We start from the raw sequence: 25,897 nt of genomic DNA, 5'->3' as shown, positions 1-25,897 counted from the left end.
GCGACCACTCCCGAGCTTTGCAGTCCTCCGTCGGGGCGTCACGTCGCGCGGGCAGCGGAGCCCCGGTATCGGCAAACATCGTATCGCCGGACATCACATATGTCCGGCCTGATGTTGAGGCGCGGCACTTTGGATTTCGGGCGGCCAACTCGCGCCGACAGTGTACTCGCCACGCTCGTGGATCGTGTTGGCCCGACCGACCAGCAGACTGTCCACCCTCCCGATCCGTTCCGGATTCTTGCCCGTGTAAGGCAGAGAATGAAGCACGTAGCGCATGGCGTTGAGGCGCGCGCGCTTCTTGTCGTCGGACTTGATGACCAGCCACGGGGAATCAGCCGTGTCTGTGTGGAAAAACATGGCCTCTTTGGCCCGCGTGTAGTCGTCCCATTTGTCGAGAGACGCCATATCGATCGGCGAAAGCTTCCATTGCTTCAACGGATGAACCTTGCGTTCCTTGAAGCGGCGGCGCTGTTCGTCCTGGCTGACCGAGAACCAGAACTTGATGAGATGAATGCCACTGCGCACGAGGTTGCGTTCGAACTCCGGCGCCTGGCGAAGGAACTCGCGGTACTCCTCCTCGGTACAAAAGCCCATCACACGCTCGACGCCGGCACGATTGTACCAGCTGCGGTCGAAGAGAACGATTTCTCCGCGCGTTGGCAGGTGTTCCACGTACCGCTGAAAGTACCATTGGCCACGTTCCACCTCGCTCGGCTTCTCAAGGGCCACTACGCGTGCGCCACGGGGATTGAGGTGCTCCATGAAGCGCTTGATGGCGCCGCCCTTACCCGCGGCGTCGCGCCCCTCGAACAGGATGATGAGCCGTTGATTGGCTTCCTTCACCCAGGATTGGAGCTTCAGCAGTTCGGTCTGGAGCACGAATTTTTCGTGCTCGTAGTCGCGGCGGAGCATCTTATACTTGAAGGGATAGCCGCCATCCCGCCAGTCGTCGGTGAGTTCGTCGTTGGCACTGCGCGGATGGCCGGGTGGCTTCGGCAGGCCGAGCTGCCTGCGCAAACGGTCCGCGTCGTCGGGGGAGGCACCCTCGATGATCGCTTCGATTCCGGCCTTGACCTCGTTGTCGGCGCGAGGTTCAGAAGCGATCGCGCTCATTGCCGAAAGCTCTGCCTCCAGCGCGGCATGCCGACGCTCCTCGGAAATGCCAATCTCCACGATCGGAGGTAACAAGCCGGGGGCTTGGCTTCCGATCTCGATCGCAGATTGAGGCTTGTCACTGTTCGTCATGCTTCTCCTTCCCTCATTCACCAGAACCTTTGTCGTCTTGCACGTTCACGGCACGGCCCCAATTGATCTCGTTACAGCAGGCCAGGATGCGGAAGGCAAAAATGGTTCGGACATATTGCACGGAGCTTCTGCCGCATCTGTTCGTTGATGACGTGCCTGACCATCCCGCAGGGAGGTCGGCGGGCGACACTCATCGTGTCGATCCTCTCCCTTCGCCAGGTTATGGGCAAATTAGTCGTATCCGGGCGGTCCCTTCGCGCCCGCTCGCGAGCAGAACCGTCATCTGCCGGTCATCGGTCGTGACCAACCGTGGCGATCACGCGAGTTGCGTGGCAGCGTGAAGCCGCCGTCCGGCCAGGCATCGGGATCGGACCCGTGAGCACGAGCGGGTAGGGTACTTTTCGTCGGGACCGCCTGGGAGGATAAGTGCCGATATGGTTCACTCGCGCCGATCAGCCGCAGTTCACGGGCAGTCGTGCGGCCAGATCAGGAAATCTCTTGACCTGTGGCGACGCAAATTGCCGCCCGCTGATTAAGATCACGATAAAGGGCAAGAGTGAATATCGAGCGACAAGGGTGCGGTATTCCCGTAATGTTCCTCGCCGGCACAGCGGCACTTGCCATGCTCTGACGAGAAATCATGAAATATTCTTTAAGTGTTATCGGTATGTTTCTGACTTAGACCAAAATTGGGCGAATTTTCCGAGAAATGAATAAGAATAGCTTATGTCCTTATAAGCAAATATACAAGCCATGTCAAATTTCTGTCCGAATCTGATAGCGTTTTACGGTCTCTATGACGGAAGACGTGGACAAGGTGGGGACATCTGTCCGGAAGGACGCTTACTTACTTGAGAGGCGGCACGTCTTTGCGTCCCGCTTTGCGAATGCTACGTCCCGTACATAGACCAGCATCCTGTCTCGAGTTTCACCCTGCGGATACCGGAGGCGTCGATGACTCCATCGGAGTTACAGGCAATTCCGACGTCGACGATGGCAGAGGAAAGGGCCGTGAAGTTCCTCGCTTCATGGTGGCCACTCGAACAGAAACCGCTCGCGCGGATGGTCGGGGCCGCGTTGCGGTTGGATTCGGATCGCTGGCAGTCTTGCGGATTGCAACGGACCGCAAACCAATTTGTCTCTCCGGTCAAGGCCGCGATGGCGACCTTCTTCGCGAGGAACCGCCATCGACGGGCGCAAGGCCCGTCAACCGAATTTCCCGTATCTCCGCCCGACGCGAGAGGAGGCACGTTCCTCGCCTCTATTCGTTGTCCAGGCTGCAGTTGCAACGTGACTCCCGTTATCTGTCGGCCGAGACTTATTTGCCCATAAGTCGAAGGTTTGATTGGTATGCCACCTAGATTGTCGGGCATGGCCGTCTTGATGAGCGAGGCGCCGGTGGGAGAGTCTTCCTCAGGCTCGCCTGCAGCCTCCAGATCGGGTTGTCGGTTGCGCCCATGAACATGCAGTCGATGGGGTGTCGTCCGTGAGCGGATTGGTTGAGCATGCTTAAGAATCGCAAGACGAGGGTCGCGCTACCCGACGATCTCAAGGTCGTCACGGCCACAAGGATTCGCCAGGAGTTTCAGGCGAGGGTCGGCCAGATCGCGACCGTTTTGTCCGTTTCGCCTCGATACGAGCACATGAAAGTCGCCGACCTTTGGCGCCTGGTTATCGAGCCGCTCGCGCGTGGCCGCATCTTCGTGACGGTTCCCGAGGCTCCGGAAGACGCCCTGCGCTGCCCAGGCGGATTGACCGGCATCCTGATGTGGGCCAGTGTTTCGCCCGAAGTCGCGGAGAAACTTCGCTCACAAGTCCAGGCGCACCAGTTTCCAACGATTCTGGATGCGAACGATTGGGCCAGCGGCGATTTGCTCTGGGTGCTCGACGTGATCGCCCCGACGAAAGAGATGGCAACCGCGATGCTGGCGAAGTTTCGTCGGGAGACCGTGGGAAAGACAGTCGTCACGCACCCGAACATCGCCTTTGTCGTGAGCCCGGCCACGCTGGATGAGCTTGAATATTCTCAGCTCGAAGGGTCGGAGAGGCCAAGCAAGTTGAACTAGAAAGGAATGCTGTCAGCGAGGGCCGTATGACATCGCCCGGATACGGTGATGGATGCGATAGCCGTGCGTCACGGGGATTTCGATAATCGTCAGGTTGTCCTTTCCCGATATTTGCTCCGCCCAGCGCGGGATCTGGCTTCAAGCCGCAGATGATCCTGCGCCCCGATGTTGCTCATCGAGCTCCTTCGACGCGGCGCCCCAGCCGGCACCGACAGCGTGTAATCGTTCCGGCCTCTTCGCTTGGAGAGGTAAAGCGCCTGATCAGCCAATGCCTGCAACTCAGTCGCGCTCGCGACATTCGAAGACCAGGTTGCAATACCGACACTGATCGTCATTTGAACATCGCATGCTTGCGCCGGGCACGGGCACTGACGTATCGATTCGACCAGCAAGTCGGCGATCACCTCAGCGCGTTCGTTGTCCACATTCGGCAAGATCACACAGAACTCGTCCCCGCCCGTTCTGGCGATCAGGTCATCCGTGCTCAGCCTGGCGCGAGCAAGTCTGGCAAAATGGATGAGGCATGTGTCGCCGACCGCATGTCCCAACGTGTCATTGATCGATTTGAAGTCGTCGAGATCAATCACGAGTAAGGCAAATGAGGTGCTGCACTTCACCGCATGCGCCCATTCCGTCTCCAGGCGTTCGTGAAACTGTCTCCGATTGGGGAGCTCGGTCAGATCATCATTGTAGGCTTTATCCGTCAGCCTCTTGTGAAACTGATCGATGGTCATCAGGATCACGCCCAGATACAGGCCTGTGGTTCCGCAGATTCTGGCCAAAAGCAACCCGCCCTGCACCCCGCTGAAGTGAACGAGGGACAACTCGCCGATCCTGAAGCAGGCTGCGAGCGAATGGACGATGAGGACAGCGGTCAGCGTCAGTGTTGCGCCCGATGCCAGCCACACGCCCGGAGACCTGCGTGCCGCGATGAGAATGAGGTCCAGTCCCAGCAGGACCAGGAGGGTGCCCTGCGCGGCCGAAAAGATGATGATCTCGGCTGTCGCGTCGTCCCACCAGACGGAAGAGAGGATAGGGCCGCCGACGCCGACTGCGATGATCAGGGAAGCAGGCACTATCGGAAAATGGGCACCATAGAAGCGGCGGACCCCGGCCCAGAACACAGATGTGGCAAGCAAAGAAAGGCCGTTTCCGATCGGAGTGGGCAGCAGTAGGTCGGTGGCCCCGCTCAATAGACCGCCGGCGGTGCTCATGGCCGAAAATACGGCTGAGAGCGTCCAGAGATAGGCGGACATCGGGGTCACAATGGAGCGGATCACGACGACCGAGACGAGCGCCAGCAACAGCGAGTTGAAAGAGAAGACAGCAAGCATCGTTGGCGCATCAAGCATCGTGAGACATCCAAGGGCTAATCGACAAGACAGGTGTTGAAGCTGGACAACCTATGCGGGGAATGTATTGCCGAATCTTTAGGTGGTGAGCTCGAGGTCGAGCAATGTAAGAAATTGCAACCATTTGGGCTCAGTTCACAGCCGATTTGAGTGGTTGTGGGCTGTCGTTTCCAGTATGAGCTAGGACAAAGGTCATGGCCGAACGTGGACGTTCCGTCTCCCGATGCAATCCAGGCAAGAAGGGAGCTTTTGGAGAGTTGACGCGTCCTGTACGGATGCCTCGGAGCAGTTGATGGGAATCGAGGGCCCGTCGTAAGTTTTGCGGTTGCCGAGCTGTTGAGCAGCGGCGCGGAGATTGTCGTTTCCAACGTCGTGGAGTGCAATGATTCTGAATGCCATTGCCGAAAGGCTGAAGCGCATCAGATGTATGGAATTCGCATGCGGGAGATGCACGACGCGGGCGGTGGACAGTCGCAATTGGAACTCTCTGGGACATCATCCAGACCCTGATCAAGGGACTGTCAGGAATTTCGTGTACGGGCGTGCATAATGGGTATGAAGGAGACGACCCATGGCACGACGGAAAGAGCCGGTTATCCCGGATGCGATATTGGACCAATTGCTCGGGGGAGCTGACGCCAAGACGGCCTTTGATGGCGGCGGGCTGATCGACCAGTTGAAGAAGGCGTTGGCCGAACGGGCGCTGAACGCGGAGATGGACCACCATCTTTCGAGCGAAGGAATGCGCGGCAACAGCCGCAATGGCTATGGAAAGAAGACGGTTCTGACGGATGATGGCTCTCTGGAGCTGTCTATACCGCGTGACCGGCAATCGAGCTTTGACCCGCAGCTTCTGGCCAAATATCAGCGGCGCTTTCCCGGCTTCAACGACAAGATCATCTCGATGTATGCGCGCGGCATGAGCACGCGCGAAATCGTCGGCCATGTGCAGGAACTCTATGGCGTGGACGTCTCGCCGGACCTGATCTCGGCCGTGACGGACGCGGTTCTCGACGAGATCACGGCCTGGCAGTCACGACCGCTGGAGCCGGTCTATCCGCTGGTGTTCTTCGACGCGCTGCGGGTCAAGATCCGCGACGAAGGCACGGTGCGAAACAAGGCCGTCCATGTCGCGCTCGGCGTTCGTGGCGACGGAACCAAGGAAATCCTCGGTCTTTGGATCGAAACCAACGAGGGCGCGAAGTTCTGGCTGCGCGTCATGAACGAGCTGAAGAACCGGGGCGTTGAGGATATTCTGATTGCCGTCGTCGATGGGCTGAAGGGCTTCCCCGATGCCATCAACGCGGTCTTTCCCGAAACCACCGTGCAGACCTGCATCGTCCACCTCCTGCGCAATTCGCTGGATTTTGCCTCCTGGAAAGATCGAAAGGATTTGGCGCGCGCCATGAAGCTGATCTATTCGGCCGTCGATGACACGGCCGCCGAGGCGGCGCTGACAGCATTCGAGGCGAGCTTCTGGGGCCAGAAGTTCCCCGCCATCGGCCAGATGTGGCGGCGCGCCTGGCAGGAGGTCATTCCCTTCTTTGCCTTCCCCAAGGATGTGCGCCGGATCATCTACACGACGAATGCCATAGAGGCTTTAAATTCCAAGCTCCGCCGCGCAGTGCGCGCAAGGGGCCATTTCCCCAACGATGAGGCGGCCACGAAACTCCTGTATCTGGTCTTGAACAGATCGGAGAAAGAGTGGAAAATGCCGCCGAGGGAATGGGCGATGGCGAAATCGCAATTTGCCGTTCTCTTCGCGGACCGCTTCCAGGCCGCGAGGGCGTAAACAGAAATGTTCAACCACACGCCCGTACACGAAATTCCTGACAGTCCCCCTGATCAAGGCAAGCGCAACGCGCGACACGTGCCCTACAGGGCAGCTTAAGCATTCGCGGCAGGCCATTGCTGATACCGCATCGAATGGATTCGGAACGCCACCGCCGCTATTTCGCAATCGTTTTGCAGCTGAATCAACATTCCGACCCTCATGGTTCTTGTCCGAAAGCTGTGACGTTGAGCCAATCGCGAATTGCATTCTGCCGGTCGCGCCGATCCTGTCCGCTCAAGCACTGAATTCGATCGCCGAAATGCAGCACCGTGAAGGCTTGCGGACCGACATCGTCCGGGTCCGAGGTATGCCGGACGGACACGGGTTCTCAAGAATGTCAATTGACGGGGCCTGATCACGCCTCGAGCGCAGGTGAACTGCGCGCTAGGCACCCGCCGGTGCAAATATTCCGTCGTTCAGCTTCGCAAAGATGGTCTCAGCTGCCTTGAAGGGAATGGTCTTGCTGTTGTGGAAAACGCCGAAGCGTACTGGCGCCATATTGGGGATCCGCGGCAGCTTCGCGGCCTTGCCGGGCATTGAGCACAGGATGAACTTGGGAATCGCGGCGCAGCCGAGGCCCGCGGTCAGGAAATGTGAGCGCACCATATTGTCGTCGACTCTGGCAAGGATCGTATAGGGCGTCCGCGCCTCATCAAGCAGTCGTTCGGCATAATAGGTATAGGGCGATTGACTGGTTTCCAGGACAACTGGGATAGGTTTGCTCCGATCTCCGTCGCCTCTGGTCCATGACTCGGAGGCCCCCACCCATACCAGCGGCACTTCGGCCATGAGCTCAGGCGTGCTCTCGTGATGAAAAAGCGGGCGCACCGCGACGTCAAGCTCACCGCGGCCGAACATTTCGGCGAGACTGGAGGGGCGGCCAACGTGTATTTCGTATTCCTGCCCCAGTTCGAGGTAGTGATCAATGGCGTGGCAGTAACGGGCTGCTACGTAGTCGCACAGGCCCAGCCGAGGTTTTGTTTTCTCGCTGGCCCGCGCGATGCCGCGTAAGCTGTTCTCGGCTTCCACGATGGTTGCAATCAGGCCGGCAACGGCATCGGAACGGACGCTGAAGCTGTTGCCGTTTCGCGAGATGATCGAGATCCCGGAGAGTCTCTCGAAACGGGCAATTTGTTGAGACACGGCGGGCTGGGAGACACCTAACTGCTCTGCAGCCACTTTCACACTCTTGCAGGCGAGAACTGCCCGAACGTGTCGAATTGTCCCTAGTGAGATACGCTCTGATTTGTCGGAGTTACGCATTTCCGGATACGTCCTAAGTTACGCGATACTGATACGGTATTCATTCGCGACCGCTATTGTCGGCTACATTTGCCAAGACGACCTAGTCGCCGCGATATACGCGGAGAGCGATATTTTTGCTTCGATGTTGCGTGGATCATATGCCCCCTGGGGACGCATTCTCAAATAGAGACAGTAACTTTGCAATCTTCCAAATCGTCATTAAAGGTTATATTAGGTTACACTGGTACTTTTTGATTCCCTTGCCTGTGACCTTAGCGTTGAGCCCGATGTGCCAGTTGTCTCTTGATTTTGGTTGCGAGAACCGGCGATCCGCGGCCCCGGCGCCACCCGCTCGCCAAGAGGAGGATGCAAACATCCTGTATGCATCTCCTCCTCATCTTCCTTCTTACCGCTGGCGGCAGTTGTGCTGCCGCGTCGTTTCCGGCGTATGTCGCGGAGGAACAGTTGTCGGAAATCGACGGGACGCGGGAGCCAACGGCAGGTCCAGCTTTCCATGCCGATTGCCGTCATCGCGGCTGCGGCCCTCTGTCGAAACGCAACCCGCCTTGGTCTCCTGTCACAGGCTCGTGGTAAAATTTCGCCCGGCGTCGTTGCGATCAGGACGGCGAGTGGAATACCAGCCCCGGTCAAGGTCGATGCTCTCGGGAAAGGTGGGGAGGAGTCGAACCGGCATCGCATTTCGCGGGGCCGGCAACGGGCCGGCTTTCTACGAAAGTCGGCCTCGGGTGAATTGGAAGAACAAGCTTAGAAACGCTGCTGGCAGCGCCGGGGCAGCAGAACTGCATGCCGGGGACGCAATGGACACCGACCTAAGAAAGACCAGTTCTCGATATGGATACCCGAATGAATGAACGCGAAAGGCCGCCGCTCAATGTCATCCTCGTCGAGGATGACATTGAACTCGCATCCGAGATGCGCCTCGCTCTCCAGTTCGCCGGCTTTGTCGTCCATCTCGCGGATTCGGCTATCGCGCTCGACCGTTTGCTAGCGGAAGGTACCCGCGGCGTCATCTTGCTCGATATGATCCTGCCGGGCGAGGATGGTCTTTCTATCGCTCGTCGCCTGGCGGCGCACGAGGATCTTCGTATCGTGGCGCTGACCGCCAGGGCGAGCGAACAGGACCGCATTGATGGTGTCAGGGCAGGCGCGGATATCTATCTCACCAAACCGGTCAACCTCGATGAACTGATAGCCGTCATATGGCGGGTCGCATCGCGCCTTCCGTCCGCACCCTCGCCAACCACACTCGACAAGGGCCGCCAGCTTCTGACGGGAGAGAACGGAACAATCGTCAGGCTGACAACGCTGGAATGCTGGTTTCTGGCCTGCCTTGCACAGGCCCCGAACCAGTCCGCGACGCGACAGGAAGTCGAGCGCGCCCTTTGGGAAGGTGATCAATCACTGACCGACAAGCGTCTCGACGTTCTGGTGCATCGCTTGCGGGCCAAGCTTGCCGCCGCCTCCGAGGAATGGACCGACCTGATCGCGACACAATGGCGGCACGGCTACACGCTCCTTCAGTATATTCGCGTGATTTGAGGAAGACCCGGTCGGCTTCGGCAAGCCCGTCAAACGCTGATCTGTGCCGCGAGGTTGTCGAAGATTCGTTCAGCTCCTTTGTAAGGCATGCTCTTCTTATTATAGAATAGACCAAAACGGACATGCGCGACGTTGGGGATACGTGGAAGTTTCACGGTCTGGGCGGGCAGGGAGCGCATCAGGAATTTCGGAATGGCGGTGCACGCGAGGCAGGCCGCAACGAAGTGGGAGCGGACCAGATGGTCGTCAATGCGCGCGACGACCCTGTAAGGCGTGCGCGCCTCCTGCAGCAGCCGTTCGCCATAGTAGGCGTAGGGCGACTGGTTCGTTTCAAGGATCACCGGCAAGGGTTCGTTCGGGTCGCTCCCCTGGTCGGTCCAGGGCTTGCACGCGCCGACCCAGACCAGCGGCACCTCCGTCATCAGTTCGGTCGCGCTTTCATGGTGGAAGAGCCCCCGCACAACGACGTCGATCTCCCCACGGTTGAACATCTCGATCAGACTGGCGGGCCGACCGACATGGATGTCGAAATCACGGCTCAATTGCGTATACTGCTCGATCGCATAGCAATATTGCGCCGCAATGTAGTCGCAGATTCCGAGCCGGGGCTTTGTCCTGCTTTCCCCGCGGGCAATGTTGCGTAATGTGTTCTCGGCCTCCACGATCGTCGCAATGAGGCCGGCGACGGCATCCGAACGAACCACGAAATTATTGCCGTTGCGTGTGATGATGGGGATGCCGGACAATTTTTCGAAGCGAGCCACCTGCTGTGATACGGCAGGCTGCGTAATCCCGAGCCGTTCTGCTGCTCCGGACACGCTCTGGCAGGCCAGAACCTCACGTACGCATCGGATCGTCCCCAACGACAGCCGTTCCAAACTCTCGTATCTGCCCATTCTGTCCCCCTCGAATCTGTTGCATGCTGCAAGCGTTCCGCGTGGCGATTTTCGGAAACGCTGAGCTGGAATCACCGTTAGAACAGTTCGGAGTTTGTTAACCTTGATTACTTATTGGCAAATAAGTGATATGCGTATCAGGAGTTGCGTTTTGCCTTTGCCTCGGGCGATCCTGTTCCGCAGGGTGGGAAAATTTATACTAATGGTTAATGACGTATTACCGTCCGGAGATCGGACGGCACGTCTACCCCTTGCCGCCAGGCGAGCAAATGATGGTGTCGACGGGCAATAGCGCCGCGTTTGCTCTAGGCCGATGGTGGTGCCGGGAGGGCGCGTTTTGCGATTCCGGCCCTTCCGCGATCATTGATCGGCCCAAAAAAAGTCATCCGCAGTCAAGCTGAAGTTCCGCTTTACAATTGAAAATACGTCATTTTTTCAATTTTCTTTTCAGCTCCGGCAATGCCGCGTCGACTTGCCACCGCATTTCCAGGGTGCTGCTTTCTCGCACACGATAGATCGCTCTCCTCCTGTTGACGGAAATAAGCGCAGCCCGGGCGCAGGCGACTCAATTCTGCTTATTTGCTAATTAGCGACGATCAGTTGTCACATCCTCGCACTCCGGCTTACTGCGATAAGGGATGGCAAATGAGACGAGGCGAAACTGAGCGGCGGCGAAATGCCTCTGACGAGGATGATTTTCCCGTCAGCCACCGTTACCGATTCAGATTGCGGCAAATCTACTATTGCTTGCAGTGGAGGGTTCGCTCATGAGTGCACATCCTTCCAATCCGCTCTACTTGGTACTGCCTGACTTCGGCACCGAAACTCCATCCACTTCCCGGCGGCCGACATCCCCTGTCGCACCGTCATCTGCCGGACAGGGGAACCCTCGCCGCGTGCCTGCCCCGCGCCAGATCGACGCGGGCTTGCGTACCGCATTGATGGAGAGGCTTCAGGCTCTCTATGCGGACTTGTGCGTGCTGCTCGGAGGCAGCGATTCCAATCAGGGTGTGCCCCTGACGCTCGAGAGTGCGCCGGTTCCCGTCATTCGCGTCGCCTCGCACGGTTCGATCTGCGTCGGCGCCGAGACCGGCCGCTTCACATTCGTCGAGGCCGACGATGCGGCGGTTTTCATAACCCGAAGCAAGGAGCGTATGGCTGCCCACATCGCGGGCCGTCTGTTGCGTGCGCAATGCGGTGCAGGGCTGCACGCGCGGCAGCCCGCCATGCCGGCTCTGGTTGGCATGAGCTTTAAGGACGTCGAGCGCGCGCTGCTCTTGGAAACGCTCCTGCATTGCCGCGGCAACGCGACGCGCGCGGCCTCCATGCTCGATATTACCGCCGATGTGATGCGCGAAAAGCTTCGCGCGCTGTGGGGCGGCCAGCGCGAGGGGGGCGAATGAACGCACATTCGGTCCGGATCGATCCGCACGATCTTTCTTCTGAACTCAACCGACGGGTCGTCCGCGCCGCCGGGGCCATGAAGGAGCGTTATGGCAACACGGTGCCGGAGGCGCAGCGTGACCAACTGCTGGCCTTCTATGTGCTGGGACTTACCACGCCATTCTACGAGGATGGACCGCCCGCGTCACATCTGAAGGCTGTCCGTACGCACCTTCTCGCCGCGCTGCCGCCCGACCGGACAGATGCCGCGATCGACATCGCACCCTCGACGGAGGGCGACTGGTTTTCCGGCGCCCTGAAAGCCATCGAGGGTATCGGCCACAAGGATGGCCACGCACTCTTCATGCAATGCGACGACATCCGGCGCATGCAACATCCAAACACCGAACACCGGCACGAGGCCACCCCGGCGACAACCGCCGGCCGTCAGATCAATTAATGCGTAGAAGGCAAGAACGCCATGATGACGATTTCTTCGACTGAACATTCCCGCAAGATTGCGATCCGTGAATCCGCACGCTTCGCCGGCAACTGGGTTCCGGGTGCCGATGAAGACAGCCGCTCGCTCCGTCGACGGCTGATGGCGGCGCTGCGCCTGGCCCATCGTGTCCTGGGGTGCAGGCATGACCGGCTGGGCCTGGGTGCGCTCGGCGCGGGCGGTCTGTCCGGCATCGTTTCGGCACCCCTCGGATTTTTCTCGGGCTTCGGCGGCGCACGCGGGCTCTATGCGGGCGTGGCGCTGGCTGCACTGACGGTGCAGTTCGCGACGCCGGCAATGGCGTCCACCACCATTGGCGGTGGCACGACGGCGAATGCCGCTGGTGGACAGATCGCTATCAGCGGCCAGGCTGGCTGCACGGCGCAGGCCACAGTTATCGGCGCCGCACTCACTGGCGGCATTGCAATGGGTTGCCAGGCTGTATCCAACGGCGACAGCGCCACCGCAATTGGTGTTTCAGCCAGAGCCACAGGCTCGTACAACCTCGCGCTGGGAGCCGACGCTCGCGCAACCGGTGTGTCGGGGGCTACCGCCATTGGCCTGAGCTCCCGGGCTTTTACCCAGGATGGTACCGCTATCGGCACACGTGCGAACGCTCTCGGCCAGAACGCGATTGCCATCGGCACGGACGCGCTCACCGATGGTGTCAGCGCCGTCAGCATCGGCAACGGCAATCAGGTTAGCGGAGACCGTTCCATCGTCACCGGCGACGCCAATACCGTCATGGGTATCGATAACCATGTTTCGGGCAACGCCAATATGGTGATTGGAAACTCCAACGGCGTGATCGGCAATACCGACAATCTTACTGCTGACAACAGCTTCATCATCGGCAACGGCAGCACCCTGAACTCCAGTAATGCCCTGGTCCTCGGCAATAATGTCACCGTGGGTGCCGGCTTCGATGGGGCGGTGGTGCTGGGTACCGATTCAACGGCCGAAGCCGCTGCCGGCGTCCCAGGCTATGACCCGGCCACCGGCCTCGCCTCGACCGATACGGGCGCCACCTGGCTTTCGACCCGCAGTGCCGTGAGCGTCGGCAACGCCGCCACCGGCGTCACCCGGCAGATCACCGGTGTTGCTGCAGGTTCGGCGGATACCGATGCAGTCAATCTTGCTCAGTTGAAGGCAGCACAGGCCGCCGCAACCACGCAGTATTTCAGCGTGAACGACGGAGGCACGGCACAGGGCAACTACAACAACGACGGTGCCACCGGCATCAACGCGCTGGCCGCCGGACCGAATGCCAATGCAGTCGGACTTTCCTCCGTTGCCCTCGGTAACGGGGCGACCGCACAGAGTGACAACTCGGTCGCCATCGGCAGCGCCACCACTGTTTCCGGTGCTTCCGTTTCGGTCGGTCTCGGCAGCTCGTCGAGCATGGATGGGGCCGTTGCTATCGGCTTGCAAAATAATGCGAGTGGCCTCGGCGCCGTCGCAGCAGGTGCAATCAGCACTGCGACCGGACAAGGTGCCGTCGCGTTCGGTAACAGATCCCGCGCCCTCGGCGATGCTGCGATCGCCATGGGCGACAGTTCGTTTTCCAATTCAGGCGGCGCGATCGCCATGGGCGCCTCCGCAACGGCGGGAGCCGGCAACAGCATCGCCCTCGGGTCGGGCTCGACCGCGAACCAGGCCAACGCGGTGGCGCTCGGCTCCGGCAGTGTGACGGCTGCGGCCGTCGGTACGGGCGGCGCGACCGTCGATGGTGTCGCCTACACTTTTGCCGGTACGACGCCGGCAAGCACCGTCAGTGTCGGCGCGGCCGGCGCCGAACGCACCGTGACCAATGTGGCGGCAGGTCGCATCAGTGCCGGCTCGACGGATGCGATCAATGGCTCGCAACTCTATGCCACAAACCAGGCCGTAACGGCGCTCGGGACAAATCTCGATACGCTGGGCAACAGCACAGCGGTCTCGCTCGGCGGCACCTCTGCCTATAACCCGCTTACCCACACTGTCACGGCCGGTCTCGATGTGAGCGGTACATCCTACACCAATGTGCAGGATGCCCTGACCGCGGTGAACACCAGCGCGACGGCGGGCTGGGACGTCTCGGCGCAAGGGGCGAACGCCACCAATGTCGGGGCCAACAGCACGACCGGAACCTCCGTCGATCTGTCGAACAACGACGGCAACATCGTCGTCGCCAAGACGACGGCGAGCAACGACATCACCTTCGATCTCGCAAGCGACGTCGTGGTCGCCAACAGCCTGACAGTGGGCAACAGCCTGCTCGATACGACCGGCTTGACGATCGATGACGGCACCAATGCGACGAGCGTGACCTCCACCGGCCTCTCGATTGTCGGTGGCCCGAGCGTGACGACCACAGGCATCGACGCAGGCTCGATGGTGATCGCCAATGTCGCGCCGGGCGTCGCCGGGACTGATGCCGTCAATGTCGACCAGCTCAACCTGGTCGGTGCCGGCCTCGACAACCTTGGTCAGAGCGTGGCCACCTCGCTCGGCGGCACATCGAGTTACAATCCGCTGACTGATACGGTCACGGCTGGTCTCGATGTGAGCGGCACCTCCTACACCAATGTGCAGGATGCCCTCACTGCGGTGAACGCCAGCGCGACTGCCGGCTGGAACGTCCAGTCGAACGGTGATGTCGCGACCAATGTCGCTCCCGGCGGCACGGTCCAGTTCCTTGACGGTCAGAACGTCGCCATTACGCGGTCGGGCGCAGACATTACCATTGCCACGACGCCGGATCTGTTGGCCGACAGCCTGTCGCTCTCCAGCGGCCAGGTCTTCGACGCAGCCGGGCTCAACATGAACGGCACGTCGATCACCAATGTGGCGGCAGGCGTGGCTGCGACAGATGCCGTCAATGTCGGCCAGTTGACGGCAGTCGGCGCTGGCCTCGACAATTTGGGTCAGAGCGTGGCGACCTCGCTTGGGGGCACGTCGAGCTATGATCCGCTGACCGACACGGTCACGGCCGGTCTCGACGTGAGCGGCACTTCCTATACCAATGTGCAGGATGCCCTGACGGCGGTGAACGCCAGCGCGACGGCGGGTTGGGACATTTCCGCGCAAGGGGCGAACGCCACCAATGTCGGGGCCAGCAGCACGACCGGAACCTCGGTCGATCTGTCGAACAACGACGGCAACATCGTCGTCGCCAAGACGACGGCGAGCAACGACGTCACCTTCGATCTCGCAAGCGACGTCGTGATTGGCAACAGCCTGACAGTGGGCAACAGCCTGCTCGATACGACCGGCTTGACGATCGATGACGGCACCAATGCGACGAGCGTGACCTCCACCGGCCTCTCGATTGTCGGCGGCCCGAGCGTGACGACCACAGGCATCGACGCAGGCTCGATGGTGATTGCCAATGTCGCTCCGGGGGCGGTCAATGCGACCTCCACCGATGCCGTCAACGGCTCGCAGCTTTTCGCCGCGACACAGGCGATCGGCAATACGGATCAGCTCGCCGTCAAGTACGACTGGAACGATGCCAACAGCGACGGCATCGTCGATCCCGGCGAAGTCAACTATGGCAAGGTGACGCTGGCCGGCGACGGGTCCGGCAACGGCACGGTTGTCGCGAATCTTGCGGATGGCACGGTGTCTTCCACGTCGACAGAGGCCGTCAACGGTTCGCAGCTTTACGGTGTCAGCCAGAGCGTTGCGACCAATCTCGGCGGCGCATCGACAGTCAACGCGGATGGCACGGTCACCGGCCCGACCTATGTCGTGCAGGGCGGCAACTACAACACGGTCTATGATGCCTTCTCGGCGGTGGACGGCAACCTGACGACGATCAACAATGGCGGCGGCATCAAGTACTTCCATGCGAATTCGACCCTGGCGGACAGCCAGGCGACGGGTGCTGACAGCGTTGCGGTCGGTCCTGCATCCGTAGCCTCCGGAACGAATGCCGTCGCAATGGGTAACGGTGCCAATGCGGGCGGAGCAAACGATGTCGCGCTCGGATCCGGTTCTGTTGCCAATGGAGCGACCGCCACTACAGGCATGACCGTCGCCGGCGCCAACTACACGTTCGCCGGAACAACCCCCCCGGTCGGGACCGTCAGCGTCGGCGCCGCCGGCTCGGAGCGGACGATCACCAATGTCGCTGCCGGACAGGTCTCCGGCTCCTCGACCGATGCCGTCAACGGCAGCCAGCTCTATGCGGCCGTCCGGGCGATCGAAACGGTCGACAACAAGGTCGACGAGGCGGGCACCTCCATCGCCGGCATCATCGGCGGCAACGCCACCTACGATCCGTCGACGGGAACGGTTTCCGGTGCAAGCTTCGACGTCCAGGGTACCACCTACACGACCGTGACGGAGGCCTTCTCCGCAGTCAGCGGCGGTCTCACCAGCATCCAGAATGGTTCCTCTGGTGTGGTGCAGCGCACAGGCAACGCCAACGAGACGGCGTTGACAGAAACGGGCGGTACGGGGACTGACCCCGGCGCTGCTCAGAAGCTCACCAACCTTGCGGCCGGCACCGTCTCCTCCATCTCCGCCGACGCCATCAACGGAACTCAACTCTATGGCGTCAGCCAGAGCGTTGCGACCAATCTGGGAGGCGGATCGGTGGTCAACACGGATGGTACGGTATCGGCGCCGACCTACAATATCGCCGGGAACAGCTACACCAATGTCGGCGATGCACTCGGGGCGCTCGACAGCCAGTCGGCTAATGCCGTCCAGTACGATACCGACTCGTCGGGCAACAAACTGAACTCGGTCACGCTGAAGGGGGGTGATCCAAACGCCCCGGTACTGCTCAGCAACCTGGCCACGGGCGTCGCGGACACCGACGCTGTGAATGTCAAGCAGCTCAAGGACGGCGTCGTCAGTGCCAATGCCTACACCGACACGAAGGTCACCTGGGCGATCGATCAGGCCAACACCTACTCCGACCAGGTTGGTGCAACGACGCTGAACAAGGCCAACGCCTACACCGACTATAAATTCGGTCAGCTCAACCAGGAACTGGGCGAAGTGCGTGGCGAGGCGAGGCAGGCCGCTGCGATCGGTCTGGCGGCCGCGTCGTTGCGCTACGACGACAGGCCCGGCAAGGCGAGCGTCGCCATCGGTGGTGGTGTCTGGCGGGGCGAGGGTGCTCTGGCCTTCGGTGCCGGTTACACGAGCGAAGAGGGGCGTGTGCGGGCGAACGTTTCCGGCACCGTCGCGGGCGGACATGTCGGTGTCGGCGCCGGTCTGAGCTTCACCCTGAACTGAGCGTCATCGAAATAGCAGACCGCGTGTCGCCGCCAACTTTGCGCGATCTGCTAGCTCCCGACCAGCGGCCCCCGCTGGTCGGGAGCCCCCTGTCATCGCGGGAGGACACAAATCTCTCGCCTAGCAGGAGAGCGGCGCGTCTGACGCGGAAGACCAGTAGTTGGAAATAACATGCAGATCCTGAAATGGCGAACCAAGGCTCCTGTCCCCACAATGCTGGCCGCGGTCTGCCTGCTCCTGGCCGGCGGCCCGATCGCCGTCGGCCAGGATGCGCACCCGGCCAGCTACGCGATGAAGCCGCCGGATGTGGTGGTGCCCGCCGATGTGCCCCTCGGGCAATACAGACGCATCATCCAGCCCTTCCAGAACTGGACCCTCATCTGCGACGAGAACCTGAAGGCGAAGCGCAAAGTCTGCAACATCACCCAGTCGTTCGTCGACCGCGCTGGAGCGATAGTTTTCAGCTGGTCGATGGCGGCCGATGAAAACGGCAAGCCGTTCATGATCCTTCGTGTCCCTGCCAGCATCGGACCGTCCGGCAAGATCTCATTGAATTTCGCCGGCAAGGCGCAGCCCGTGAATGTTGCGGTGAAGGACTGCGACGCGACGGTTTGTGTCGCCTACGTCCCGGTCGGCCCGATCCTGCGCGAGCAGATCGGGAAGAATGCGACCGCGCGCATTTCCTATCCATCTCCCCCCGGATCCCCCTCGGTTGTCGATGCTCCCCTCGGCGGGCTGGCCAAGGCGCTGTCTGCAATCAACTGATGAAAAGGTGCGAAATGACCCAACTCTCGATCCGAGAACGCATTATGTCCCGGCAGATTGCCGAAGAGCCCGTCGGGCCGGAACCAATCGTTGAGCCGCCTCATCCTGCCGTCGCTACCAGAAAACCGTGGCGAGCCGCAGTCGCCATGGCCGGCGCTGTTGTCCTCATCGCCGGAACGGGATTCGCCTTCTACCGGTACCCGGAGCTCAGCACATTCCTGATCGGCGATGCGCCGGCGCAGCTCTCGCCTGATCCGGCAACAACGGCGTCGACGCAGCCCGAGACGCCGTTCCAGGAGCACATAGCGCAGGCCGGTATCCGATCCTGCGCGCAGCTCTTCCCGGTTCTCGGCAAGGCACTGACACTCGGTTCTTCCTACGCGGTCAACACGCAATGGAACGACTCCTCGCCGAACAGCCATCCAGTCCAGGCCGTCGCAGGCATGACTTACGACATGGCCGACTACAAAGGGCAGGCTGCAGGCGTCGTGTTCGCATCTCCTGTCGGAGACAATTGTGAAGGCAACCTCGTCCGCGTGGCACCGTTTCCGAAACCCTGTGAGGAAATGGCAAGCACACTGCCGGAAGGATCCAGCCTGGCCGAAACCCTCGCCGGAACACCGCTCTACAACCTCGCCAACAATGCGGGCCAGGCCCTGCTGATTCCGACCGGGGCCTCCTGTGTCGTGGTCTCAGTGGCCCGGATGGCCGGATAATTCCAAGAAGGAGCAGTCCCATGACAATCAAACGCGATATGGTGACCGTGCTGATCGCATCGGTCCTCGGCCTGCCTCTGGCCACCGTCCCTCTGGCCACCGTTGCGGCCGATCTATCCGTTATTGAAGAGGTGCCGACACCACCTGAGGAGCAGCGGGGGATCTGGGGTGCCATCGCCTACTCGCGGGCAGACACCCGCCACGGCTTCTTCTGGGGCGCCGACAAGAAAGAAGAAGCAAAGGACCTCGCCGTTCGCCATTGCGAGAACGCCGGCGGCAAGGACTGCCAACTCGTGACCGTGTTCCGGAACCACCGTCACTGGGATGATGATGACGGGACCGGCTTCCCCTACGCCCATTGCGGCGCTCTCGCCGTGGGTGAGCTCGGTCCGAATCATACTGCGTTCTGGGGCGCCGCTGTCGGGGAGACGCGGAAAGCCGCCGAGGAAAGGGCGTCAGCCCGCTGCGGCGGCAAGGCGAACGAATGCGAGATTCGCGAATGGGTCTGCACCTGAGCGTCGCGCAGGCACGACCAAGGAAACCCAATGGCTTTCCTCTTCGCGTTCGAGGCGGCGGGCGGGTTGGAACTCCCGGCGGTCCTTCGCTTGCAGGCAACCGGCGCTCGGCGCTCGAGTTTCCGTTGGAGCACCTTGAGCCAGTCAGCGGCGCCGTCACGGCTCGCGGCGGACGCTCTCAGAAATTGGCTGCAAACCGTCCGGGAGGATGAACAGATGCAACGACACGAATGGCGATGCGTATCTCGACCGGTATTCACCTTGCTGCTCACGCTGGCGGCGGCGGGAGCCGTATCGGCGCAAGGCACAGATGGGACCCGGAACCAGGCGTACGGAGACTGGTCCCTCCGCTGCGTCCAGCGTAACGACGCACCGCCCTGCGACATGTTGCAGGTCGTCTCCAACAAGGATGGACAACCTGTCATGGTCTTCTCAATCGGCCATGCAGGCCGCCGGGAAGAATATGGCGTGCAGATCGGCGTACCGCTGGGTGTCCTGGTCTCCGGCGGAGCGCTCTTGCGGATCGACGACAAGGACGAGATCAAGGATCTGAAGTTCACTCGCTGTCTGCCGACAGGATGCCAGATCGAGGCTCGCCTCGGGCCTGACCGGCTCGAGCCGCTGCGCCGTGGTGGACGCGGAATAATTGCGGTGCTGAACGGTCAGGGCAAACCACTCATTTTCCCGGTTTCCCTCAAGGGATTTACGGCCGCGATGGAGGCCATGGTGGCCAAGAATCGCTCTTGGGCAAAGACGGAGAACAACCAATGACAGACAATCGAAAGACGACAATGACCGATGCCGGTGATGCGACGATCCCCTCCTTGCCGCCGCTTTACCGATCGTTGGTCGCGCTCGATCGCCACCGGCACGACAGTACGGTCATTGTCCCTCACGAAAGCTACGGGTTCGCGGCCGAGACGATTCTGGTCCCGGTTACGGCGGATGAGGCGGCACTTGCTCAGGCCGACTATCCCATCGTATTCATGGCCACGACCAAGCCGATGCCCGTGGTCCTGACGGGACTGCCGGGACAGAAAAATCGTTTCGTCGATGCGAATGGTCGCTGGAAGGCAGGCAGCTACATTCCAGCCTATCTGCGTCGCTATCCGTTTCTCCTGGTGCGCAACCCGCGCAATGCGGAGAGCCTCGCCCTCTGCTTCGATCCCTCGGCGGAGTGTATTTCGGAGAGGCCGGGAGAAGGCAATCTGTTCGACAAGGGAGAACCCTCGCAGACCACGCAGGCAGCAATCCGGTTCTGCAAGGACTTCGAGATCGTCGCTCGCCGGACCGAGGCGCTGATGACCGAACTCTCCGCCCTCGATCTCCTGGTGGACGGGCAGATCCGGCTTGGCCGTCCAGAAGGCGAACCGGTTGGCGTCCAGGGGTTCCGCGTTGTTTCGGAGGCGCGGCTGCGCGCGCTGTCCGACACGGACTTGGGCAATCTTCTGCGGTCCGGCGCGCTGGGTTTCATCTACGCCCATCTCTTTTCCCTCCGCCATCTCCAGCAAATGGTGGCGACAGGTGCGCCGGCAGCCAACGAACGGACGAAGCCGTCGTTGCGCGGCGGAGACGGCTACCGGGAGAGCGGTGCGGAAACCAGACATCGGGATAGAGCGGATGCCTCATTATAGTCAGTGCGCGCCCGTCGTCCGATCGGGGATCTCCCCTGGCGGCATCTGGCAGCGGGGATGCTGCGTGGCACGCATCCGGTTTGCCCGCTACGCCGTACCCGTTCTTCTGAGCCTGCTCCTTGCTGCCTGTGCGGCAATCCGACCGGAGCCGCCACGGGTAATGCCCGGGCCGCCAAAAGTTCTGCGCAGTCCTGCCAGACCGTCGGTTGAGGGGAGTTGGACCAGTCCGGAAGGCGCTACGGTATCACAGCTAAGACACGGCGTTTTCACGACGGTTGCCGCTGACAGCAGGGCAAGACTGGCCAGCGGCAATTACGAGATCAAGGACGGTATGGTCGAGATCTCCGGCTACTCGATGGTGCGCCAGTCGCCGCTCGCAATCCGTTGCCTGCACGTCGCCCCGAACCAGATGAACTGCACCAATTCCGATGGAAAACAGTTCGTTCTGAGACGGGCGCAGGGAGGTGTATGACGCCGCGTCCATCGCCGCCGCGCACCTTTGCCCGGTCTGGCGCTCCTTGTACGCGGACTGGTGACCAAGGGCGTCGTGGCCCTCTCCGTCGGTTCGATTGGTAGCGGCTGACCCATGTGATGGCACCTCTCGCCACCGAAGCTGGGCGCCAATCCGACCTGCACGATCATGCCGGACTTTGCGGTACGTACATACCGCGGCGGCGCTCGTCGAAACGGGTAGGAGCCGGCCCCGAGCGGATACAGCATCCCCGGTCCTGTCTCCTCGGCGGTCGCCGCGCAGGCATGCTGTCCCGATGATCTGCTACGCCTGCAGGCGACGAGATCGGCTTGCGGGAAGACCCTGTTCCTCAGCGGGTCGTTTCCGTCGTACTTGTCGGCCCGGTCTGACGGCGGCGGGAGGCGGTCGACATGCTCCGAACACGGTTCTTTCGGCAGGAGACTTCCCGCCCGGGTAGGATTGCCAAAACCAAAACGCGACGCAGCGGAAGAGAGCCGGAGCAAGCCTCACCTGCGCGAACGGATAGCGTCGCCACACTTCGGAGAACTGGCGACCGGGGCCCTGCAGATCTGCCAGGAAGGGCGGCGGAATCCTCAAGCTCGACGATCGTGCACTCGTCGCGTGTCGCAGGCGGATGTTTCAGCGAGCCTCGATCTGAGTGGACTGACTGAGGACGCACGTTTCCGACCGCGCGCCGCACGGCGGCAGCCGGTATTGGCTTCGATCCGGCACACACCGTACGGAGCGTTCGCGGAGCCGGCAAAGCTTGCCCGAAGCAGGCAGCGTTGCAAGGACGGTGTCTTCTCTGCCAGCCGATCTGCCATGAGGGTCGATTATTTGCGTATTAGCGGTCAAACGAATGTCATACCGGAAAGACTACAGCAGCAGCGACTTATCGCGAGAGTTGCGCGGCCGCGCGCATGGCCTGACCTTGAAGGGGCTATGATCTCCGCGCACCCGCCACTGGCTCACGACATATGAAAGGGGTATCGAGAGAGTGTTCCGGCAGACCGAAATCGAAGAGGATGAGGACAGGCTGCTTGCAGCCATGGCGAACCCGCGGCGCCTTGCAATATTGCGAGCGCTGGTGGATGCGGAGGTTTCGGCGGGGGCGCTCGTCAAGGCGGCGAGACTGAGCCAGTCGGCCGCCTCTCAGCATCTCACGAGGTTGCGGGAAGCCGGAATCGTCGCAACGCGTCGGGACAAGCAGGTGATCTATTATTCCCTCGTATCCGAGCGGGCACGAGCGATCATCAACCTGTTGAACCAATGACGTGTCTTACGCCCCCGCATTTGCAACGACGTCCGCTTCACGGCGCGTTGACGGGGCCCTCGTCCATCGTAGCAAGGCTCGGCGGGCGGCAGGTGCGACAAGGTCATGTGTGAGCGGCGAACGTGATCGGGAGTGTCGCGCCGGAACATGCGCAAGATCCAAGAGATGGAATGAAAGCATATACATCCCGTGAGATGGAACAGATGCGCCGAGAAGAACTGTCGGCTCAGAGGCAAGGCGTGTTGTTGTCTTGTTCGAATAGGCGCAGGCAATCTATTTTAGCGTAAACATGACGAAATTATCCAACATGCCTTGTATTTATTAATGGATATATAAAGTGCATCATCGCTGGCGAGAAAAAGAGACGAAAGTACTAAAGTATTCCAGTGAATATAAGTAAATATGAGTGTATTCGTTAAGTATTAATACTTAACTTATTTGCATATAAGCATGCTTATCCCGCCTCCTTCTTCAATGTTGTGTACTGATTCGCATTCGACACGCGCAATCTCAACTTGAAGGAGTCAGGGACATGCCGGGACAGATACTGAATACAATCCGCCACAATATCTTGATGCGAGGCGGTCGCATGACCAAGAGGAAGGGCGAGGCGGCAAGCTTCGCACCGTCGACCGGCTGGGTGTCGACTGCCCTGGCTCTGCCCGCCGCCACGCTCGCTTTCTCCCTCTTCGCGGGCGTCGCACCCGTACGGGCCGCAGATGAGTGCGGACTTCCGGTCGGCGGCGTGGTGACCTGCGATACGACGACCTATACGACCGGTCCTGCCGATGACATCGTCTACTCCACCTCGACGGGCCTGATCGTCAATGTGAACGACCCTGCACTCGTGATCGGGCCGCTAGCCGCGACGGGGGTCTCGGCCGAGGGAGACGCTTCCAATACGGGCGATGTCGTCGTCAACGGCACCACGTTCAGTTCGATCTCCACGAGCGGTATAACCAGTTACGGTCTCAAGGCCTCCAACCTGGGTACTGCGGGGGCGATCACCGTCACGCTGGCAAACGGCACCATCACCACCGTCGATGAGGGTGGATATGGCGCATATGCGCTCTCCACGAATGTGGCGAATACCGCTACGGCAACGGCAACGATGTCGGGCGGCGCAATCACCACACATGGAGTGAACAGTCATGGCGTCTTCGTTGAGCAGAAGGGGGGCGGCGCGGCGGTGACATCCTTGACGGGAGGAATTGTCACGACGAACGGCGCCGCCACAATTGGCGTCTATTCGATCATCTCGGAAGCAACCAATGCCGCGGCTGCGACCGCGACCATCAATGGTGGCACGGTCGTGACCAACGGCGCGGACTCGGACGGTCTCAGGGCTGTCACGGACGGTACCGGTGACGCCACCGCGATCCTTGTTGACGGAAGCATCACAACCACGAACACCACTCCAGGCGCCGGGTCAGGAGGCATTTCCGCCAGCGTCGGCAATGCAGGAAGCACGGCGACAGCGACCGCCGAGATGCGGGGAGGTACGATAACAACCGCCCGCGGCCACGGCATTCTTGCAACGAACGACGGACTTGGCGACGCTGTCGGAATCCTGTCAGGCGGCAAAATAGAGACCACGGGCAATGGGTCTTATGGCGTCCGCACCCGCATTGCCCCTGCCTGGGGTCAGGGGGATGCCATCACGACCATGACCGGCGGTACAATCGTGACAACCGGCAACAACAGTCACGGGCTCAACGCGGATAACCGCGGAGCAGGGGACGCGATCGTTACCTTGTCCAGCGGCAGCATAGACGTCTCCGGCATAGGTTCTGACGGCATCCTCGCGCGCGCCGACAACGGCATCTTTGATGTCAACGTGACCGCAGGGACGATTGCCGGTGGCACAGTGAATGGAACAGTGAATGGAACAGGGATCCATACCGTAGCTGCAGCCGGCGGGACCATCGATGTTTCGGCCGGAGTCATCGTCGATGGCAGCCGGTCGGGATTGGCGATCAGGGATGGTGACCTGAATGTCGATGGCACTGACGAGATCGGCGGGGATGTCGTGGTGACGACGGCGGGCACCGTGACAGGGCACGCCGTACTGGGTCTCGGTAACGATACGTTCAACCTGACCGGGGGGACCTATGCGGGCACGATCTACGGCGACGACGCGGCCGCGAGTGCAGCGGACGGAAATGACGTGTTCAACTGGACGGGCGGCGCACTGACGGGCGGCTTCAGCGGCCAGAACGGTTCGGACACGGCGGTCGTTACGGCGTCGACCTATGACGGCAGCCAGATGCTCGACGGCGGCGACGATGCGTCCTCCGCAGACGGCTGGATCGACGTTCTCACCCTTTCGGGACTGACGGTGACGGCCAATGGCGGCAATATCGTCAACTGGGAAGTCGTGAACATCACGGACGGCTCGAAGATGACGGTTACCGGCTTGGTCACCGAAACAGCGAATGTGACGGATTCGACTGCGGTGCTTACCGGTCTGGTCACCGGGACGGTCAACTCGACTGGCTCCAAGACGACGATCGACGGCGCCTCTCAGGTTACGGCAGTGAACACCTGCGACGGATCAATGACGATCGGCGGCACGACGACCGCCGGCAGCATCAAGGGCTGCGTATCGAACGACACAATCACGGTGACCGACAGTGCGCAGGTCGCGACAGTCGTGGAAGGCGCGGGCGGCAAGGACACGCTGTCGGTTCTTGGCGATGCGAGCGTCGCCGGCGGCGTCTATGGCGGCGGCGACGGCCAGGATGTCAGCGCCGGCTCTGACGGCAGCGACCTGATCACGATCGCGACCACGGGCACGGTCGGCCTCGTCGACGGCCAGCTCGGTGACGACACGATTGCGCTCTATAACGGTACGATAGGAGCGAGCGTGTTCGGCGGAGACGGCAACGACCTGGTCTTGCTTTCCGGTGCGAAGGTGACGAATGCCGTCGACGGCGGCACGGGCGACGATCGCCTCGACTGGACGAGCGGGACGCTCTCGTCCTTCCTGGGCGGGACGGGTTCGGATGCTGTTGAGATCAGCGCGAGCGAATATGACGGCAGTCAGGTCCTGGACGGGGGGGACGACACGTCTGGCACGGACGGGTTCGTCGACGAGCTGACGCTTTCCGGGTTGACGGTGACGGCGAACGGGTCCGACATCATCAACTGGGAAGTGGCGACGGTCTCGGGCGGCGAGCTGACGATCGCCGACGGCGCCTGGTCGGTCGG

18 protein-coding genes and 1 pseudogene are annotated in these 25,897 nt (G+C 61.1%); 15 read left to right on the top strand and 4 right to left on the bottom strand.

The window, feature by feature from the left end:
* Positions 1-93: 93 nt before the first annotated feature.
* A complete protein-coding gene (gene ppk2 / locus NHF53_RS23320; RefSeq protein WP_252836333.1) occupies positions 94-1,245 on the bottom strand; it encodes a polyphosphate kinase 2 in 1,152 nt (383 codons plus the stop codon).
* A 1,505-nt stretch (positions 1,246-2,750) separates the two neighbouring features.
* Here ppk2 and NHF53_RS23315 point away from each other — a divergent pair.
* Complete coding sequence (locus tag NHF53_RS23315) at positions 2,751-3,311, top strand: toxin-activating lysine-acyltransferase (RefSeq protein WP_252836332.1); 561 nt, start codon at positions 2,751-2,753, stop codon at positions 3,309-3,311.
* 89 nt (positions 3,312-3,400) lie between these two features.
* Here the strand turns inward: NHF53_RS23315 and NHF53_RS23310 are convergent, their stop codons facing one another.
* A complete protein-coding gene (locus NHF53_RS23310) occupies positions 3,401-4,663 on the bottom strand; it encodes a GGDEF domain-containing protein (RefSeq protein ID WP_252836331.1) in 1,263 nt (420 codons plus the stop codon).
* Between the two features lie 571 nt (positions 4,664-5,234).
* Between NHF53_RS23310 and NHF53_RS23305 the strand changes: the two genes are divergently transcribed.
* Positions 5,235-6,455, top strand: coding sequence for an IS256 family transposase (locus NHF53_RS23305; RefSeq protein ID WP_252836330.1), 1,221 nt, complete (start codon positions 5,235-5,237; stop codon positions 6,453-6,455).
* Between the two features lie 426 nt (positions 6,456-6,881).
* Here the strand turns inward: NHF53_RS23305 and NHF53_RS23300 are convergent, their stop codons facing one another.
* Positions 6,882-7,760: a LysR family transcriptional regulator gene (locus NHF53_RS23300; RefSeq protein WP_254008043.1), complete on the bottom strand. Its 879-nt coding sequence runs from the start codon at positions 7,758-7,760 to the stop codon at positions 6,882-6,884.
* 846 nt (positions 7,761-8,606) lie between these two features.
* Here NHF53_RS23300 and NHF53_RS23295 point away from each other — a divergent pair.
* Positions 8,607-9,302 (top strand): response regulator transcription factor, encoded by a 696-nt coding sequence (locus NHF53_RS23295; RefSeq protein WP_252836328.1) that lies wholly within the window; start codon positions 8,607-8,609, stop codon positions 9,300-9,302.
* 29 nt (positions 9,303-9,331) lie between these two features.
* Here NHF53_RS23295 and NHF53_RS23290 read toward each other — a convergent pair whose 3' ends face one another.
* Complete coding sequence (locus NHF53_RS23290; protein WP_252836327.1) at positions 9,332-10,198, bottom strand: LysR family transcriptional regulator; 867 nt, start codon at positions 10,196-10,198, stop codon at positions 9,332-9,334.
* A 767-nt stretch (positions 10,199-10,965) separates the two neighbouring features.
* Between NHF53_RS23290 and NHF53_RS23285 the strand changes: the two genes are divergently transcribed.
* The 12 genes and pseudogenes from NHF53_RS23285 to NHF53_RS23225 form a co-directional block, all read left to right on the top strand.
* Positions 10,966-11,601: a helix-turn-helix domain-containing protein gene (locus tag NHF53_RS23285; protein ID WP_252836326.1), complete on the top strand. Its 636-nt coding sequence runs from the start codon at positions 10,966-10,968 to the stop codon at positions 11,599-11,601.
* Positions 11,598-12,041: a hypothetical protein gene (locus NHF53_RS23280; RefSeq protein WP_252836325.1), complete on the top strand. Its 444-nt coding sequence runs from the start codon at positions 11,598-11,600 to the stop codon at positions 12,039-12,041. Before NHF53_RS23285 ends, NHF53_RS23280 begins: the two co-directional genes overlap by 4 nt.
* Positions 12,042-12,062: 21 nt before the next feature.
* Positions 12,063-16,283, top strand: a pseudogene (locus NHF53_RS24215) (beta strand repeat-containing protein); the annotation flags it as partial.
* A gap of 219 nt (positions 16,284-16,502) precedes the next feature.
* On the top strand, positions 16,503-17,312 hold the full coding sequence (locus tag NHF53_RS24355; RefSeq protein ID WP_254008044.1) for a YadA-like family protein: 810 nt from the start codon (positions 16,503-16,505) through the stop codon (positions 17,310-17,312).
* Between the two features lie 171 nt (positions 17,313-17,483).
* Complete coding sequence (locus NHF53_RS23260) at positions 17,484-18,077, top strand: invasion associated locus B family protein (RefSeq protein WP_374591329.1); 594 nt, start codon at positions 17,484-17,486, stop codon at positions 18,075-18,077.
* A gap of 146 nt (positions 18,078-18,223) precedes the next feature.
* Positions 18,224-18,793, top strand: coding sequence for a hypothetical protein (locus NHF53_RS23255; RefSeq protein ID WP_252836324.1), 570 nt, complete (start codon positions 18,224-18,226; stop codon positions 18,791-18,793).
* 20 nt (positions 18,794-18,813) lie between these two features.
* Entirely contained in the window at positions 18,814-19,308 is a 495-nt protein-coding gene (locus tag NHF53_RS23250) for a DUF4189 domain-containing protein (protein ID WP_252836323.1), read from the top strand.
* Between the two features lie 30 nt (positions 19,309-19,338).
* Entirely contained in the window at positions 19,339-20,079 is a 741-nt protein-coding gene (locus tag NHF53_RS23245; protein WP_252836322.1) for an invasion associated locus B family protein, read from the top strand.
* Entirely contained in the window at positions 20,076-20,942 is an 867-nt protein-coding gene (locus NHF53_RS23240) for a SapC family protein (protein ID WP_252836321.1), read from the top strand. The genes NHF53_RS23245 and NHF53_RS23240 overlap by 4 nt, the downstream gene beginning before the upstream one ends.
* Before the next feature lie 64 nt (positions 20,943-21,006).
* Positions 21,007-21,414, top strand: a complete 408-nt coding sequence (locus tag NHF53_RS23235; protein WP_252836320.1) for a hypothetical protein — start codon at positions 21,007-21,009, stop codon at positions 21,412-21,414.
* A 997-nt stretch (positions 21,415-22,411) separates the two neighbouring features.
* Complete coding sequence (locus NHF53_RS23230) at positions 22,412-22,687, top strand: metalloregulator ArsR/SmtB family transcription factor (protein WP_308218706.1); 276 nt, start codon at positions 22,412-22,414, stop codon at positions 22,685-22,687.
* Between the two features lie 589 nt (positions 22,688-23,276).
* Positions 23,277-25,897 (top strand): beta strand repeat-containing protein (locus NHF53_RS23225; protein WP_374591325.1); only part of this gene is annotated, 2,621 nt, incomplete at its 3' end.

The sequence above is a fragment of the Ciceribacter sp. RN22 genome (genome assembly GCF_024054295.1).
GTDB classification, from domain to species: Bacteria; Pseudomonadota; Alphaproteobacteria; order Rhizobiales; family Rhizobiaceae; genus Allorhizobium; species Allorhizobium lividum.
This window is presented reverse-complemented; position numbering and strand designations above follow the sequence as displayed.

What these genes read in the sequence shown, in the direction of transcription:
- ppk2 (WP_252836333.1), bottom strand. Translation starts at nt 1,245, where the DNA reads ATGACGAACAGTGACAAGCCTCAATCTGCGATCGAGATCGGAAGCCAA.
- NHF53_RS23315 (WP_252836332.1), top strand. Translation starts at nt 2,751, where the DNA reads ATGCTTAAGAATCGCAAGACGAGGGTCGCGCTACCCGACGATCTCAAG.
- NHF53_RS23310 (WP_252836331.1), bottom strand. Translation starts at nt 4,663, where the DNA reads ATGCTTGATGCGCCAACGATGCTTGCTGTCTTCTCTTTCAACTCGCTG.
- NHF53_RS23305 (WP_252836330.1), top strand. Translation starts at nt 5,235, where the DNA reads ATGGCACGACGGAAAGAGCCGGTTATCCCGGATGCGATATTGGACCAA.
- NHF53_RS23300 (WP_254008043.1), bottom strand. Translation starts at nt 7,760, where the DNA reads ATGCGTAACTCCGACAAATCAGAGCGTATCTCACTAGGGACAATTCGA.
- NHF53_RS23295 (WP_252836328.1), top strand. Translation starts at nt 8,607, where the DNA reads ATGAATGAACGCGAAAGGCCGCCGCTCAATGTCATCCTCGTCGAGGAT.
- NHF53_RS23290 (WP_252836327.1), bottom strand. Translation starts at nt 10,198, where the DNA reads ATGGGCAGATACGAGAGTTTGGAACGGCTGTCGTTGGGGACGATCCGA.
- NHF53_RS23285 (WP_252836326.1), top strand. Translation starts at nt 10,966, where the DNA reads ATGAGTGCACATCCTTCCAATCCGCTCTACTTGGTACTGCCTGACTTC.
- NHF53_RS23280 (WP_252836325.1), top strand. Translation starts at nt 11,598, where the DNA reads ATGAACGCACATTCGGTCCGGATCGATCCGCACGATCTTTCTTCTGAA.
- NHF53_RS23260 (WP_374591329.1), top strand. Translation starts at nt 17,484, where the DNA reads ATGCAGATCCTGAAATGGCGAACCAAGGCTCCTGTCCCCACAATGCTG.
- NHF53_RS23255 (WP_252836324.1), top strand. Translation starts at nt 18,224, where the DNA reads ATGGCCGGCGCTGTTGTCCTCATCGCCGGAACGGGATTCGCCTTCTAC.
- NHF53_RS23250 (WP_252836323.1), top strand. Translation starts at nt 18,814, where the DNA reads ATGACAATCAAACGCGATATGGTGACCGTGCTGATCGCATCGGTCCTC.
- NHF53_RS23245 (WP_252836322.1), top strand. Translation starts at nt 19,339, where the DNA reads ATGGCTTTCCTCTTCGCGTTCGAGGCGGCGGGCGGGTTGGAACTCCCG.
- NHF53_RS23240 (WP_252836321.1), top strand. Translation starts at nt 20,076, where the DNA reads ATGACAGACAATCGAAAGACGACAATGACCGATGCCGGTGATGCGACG.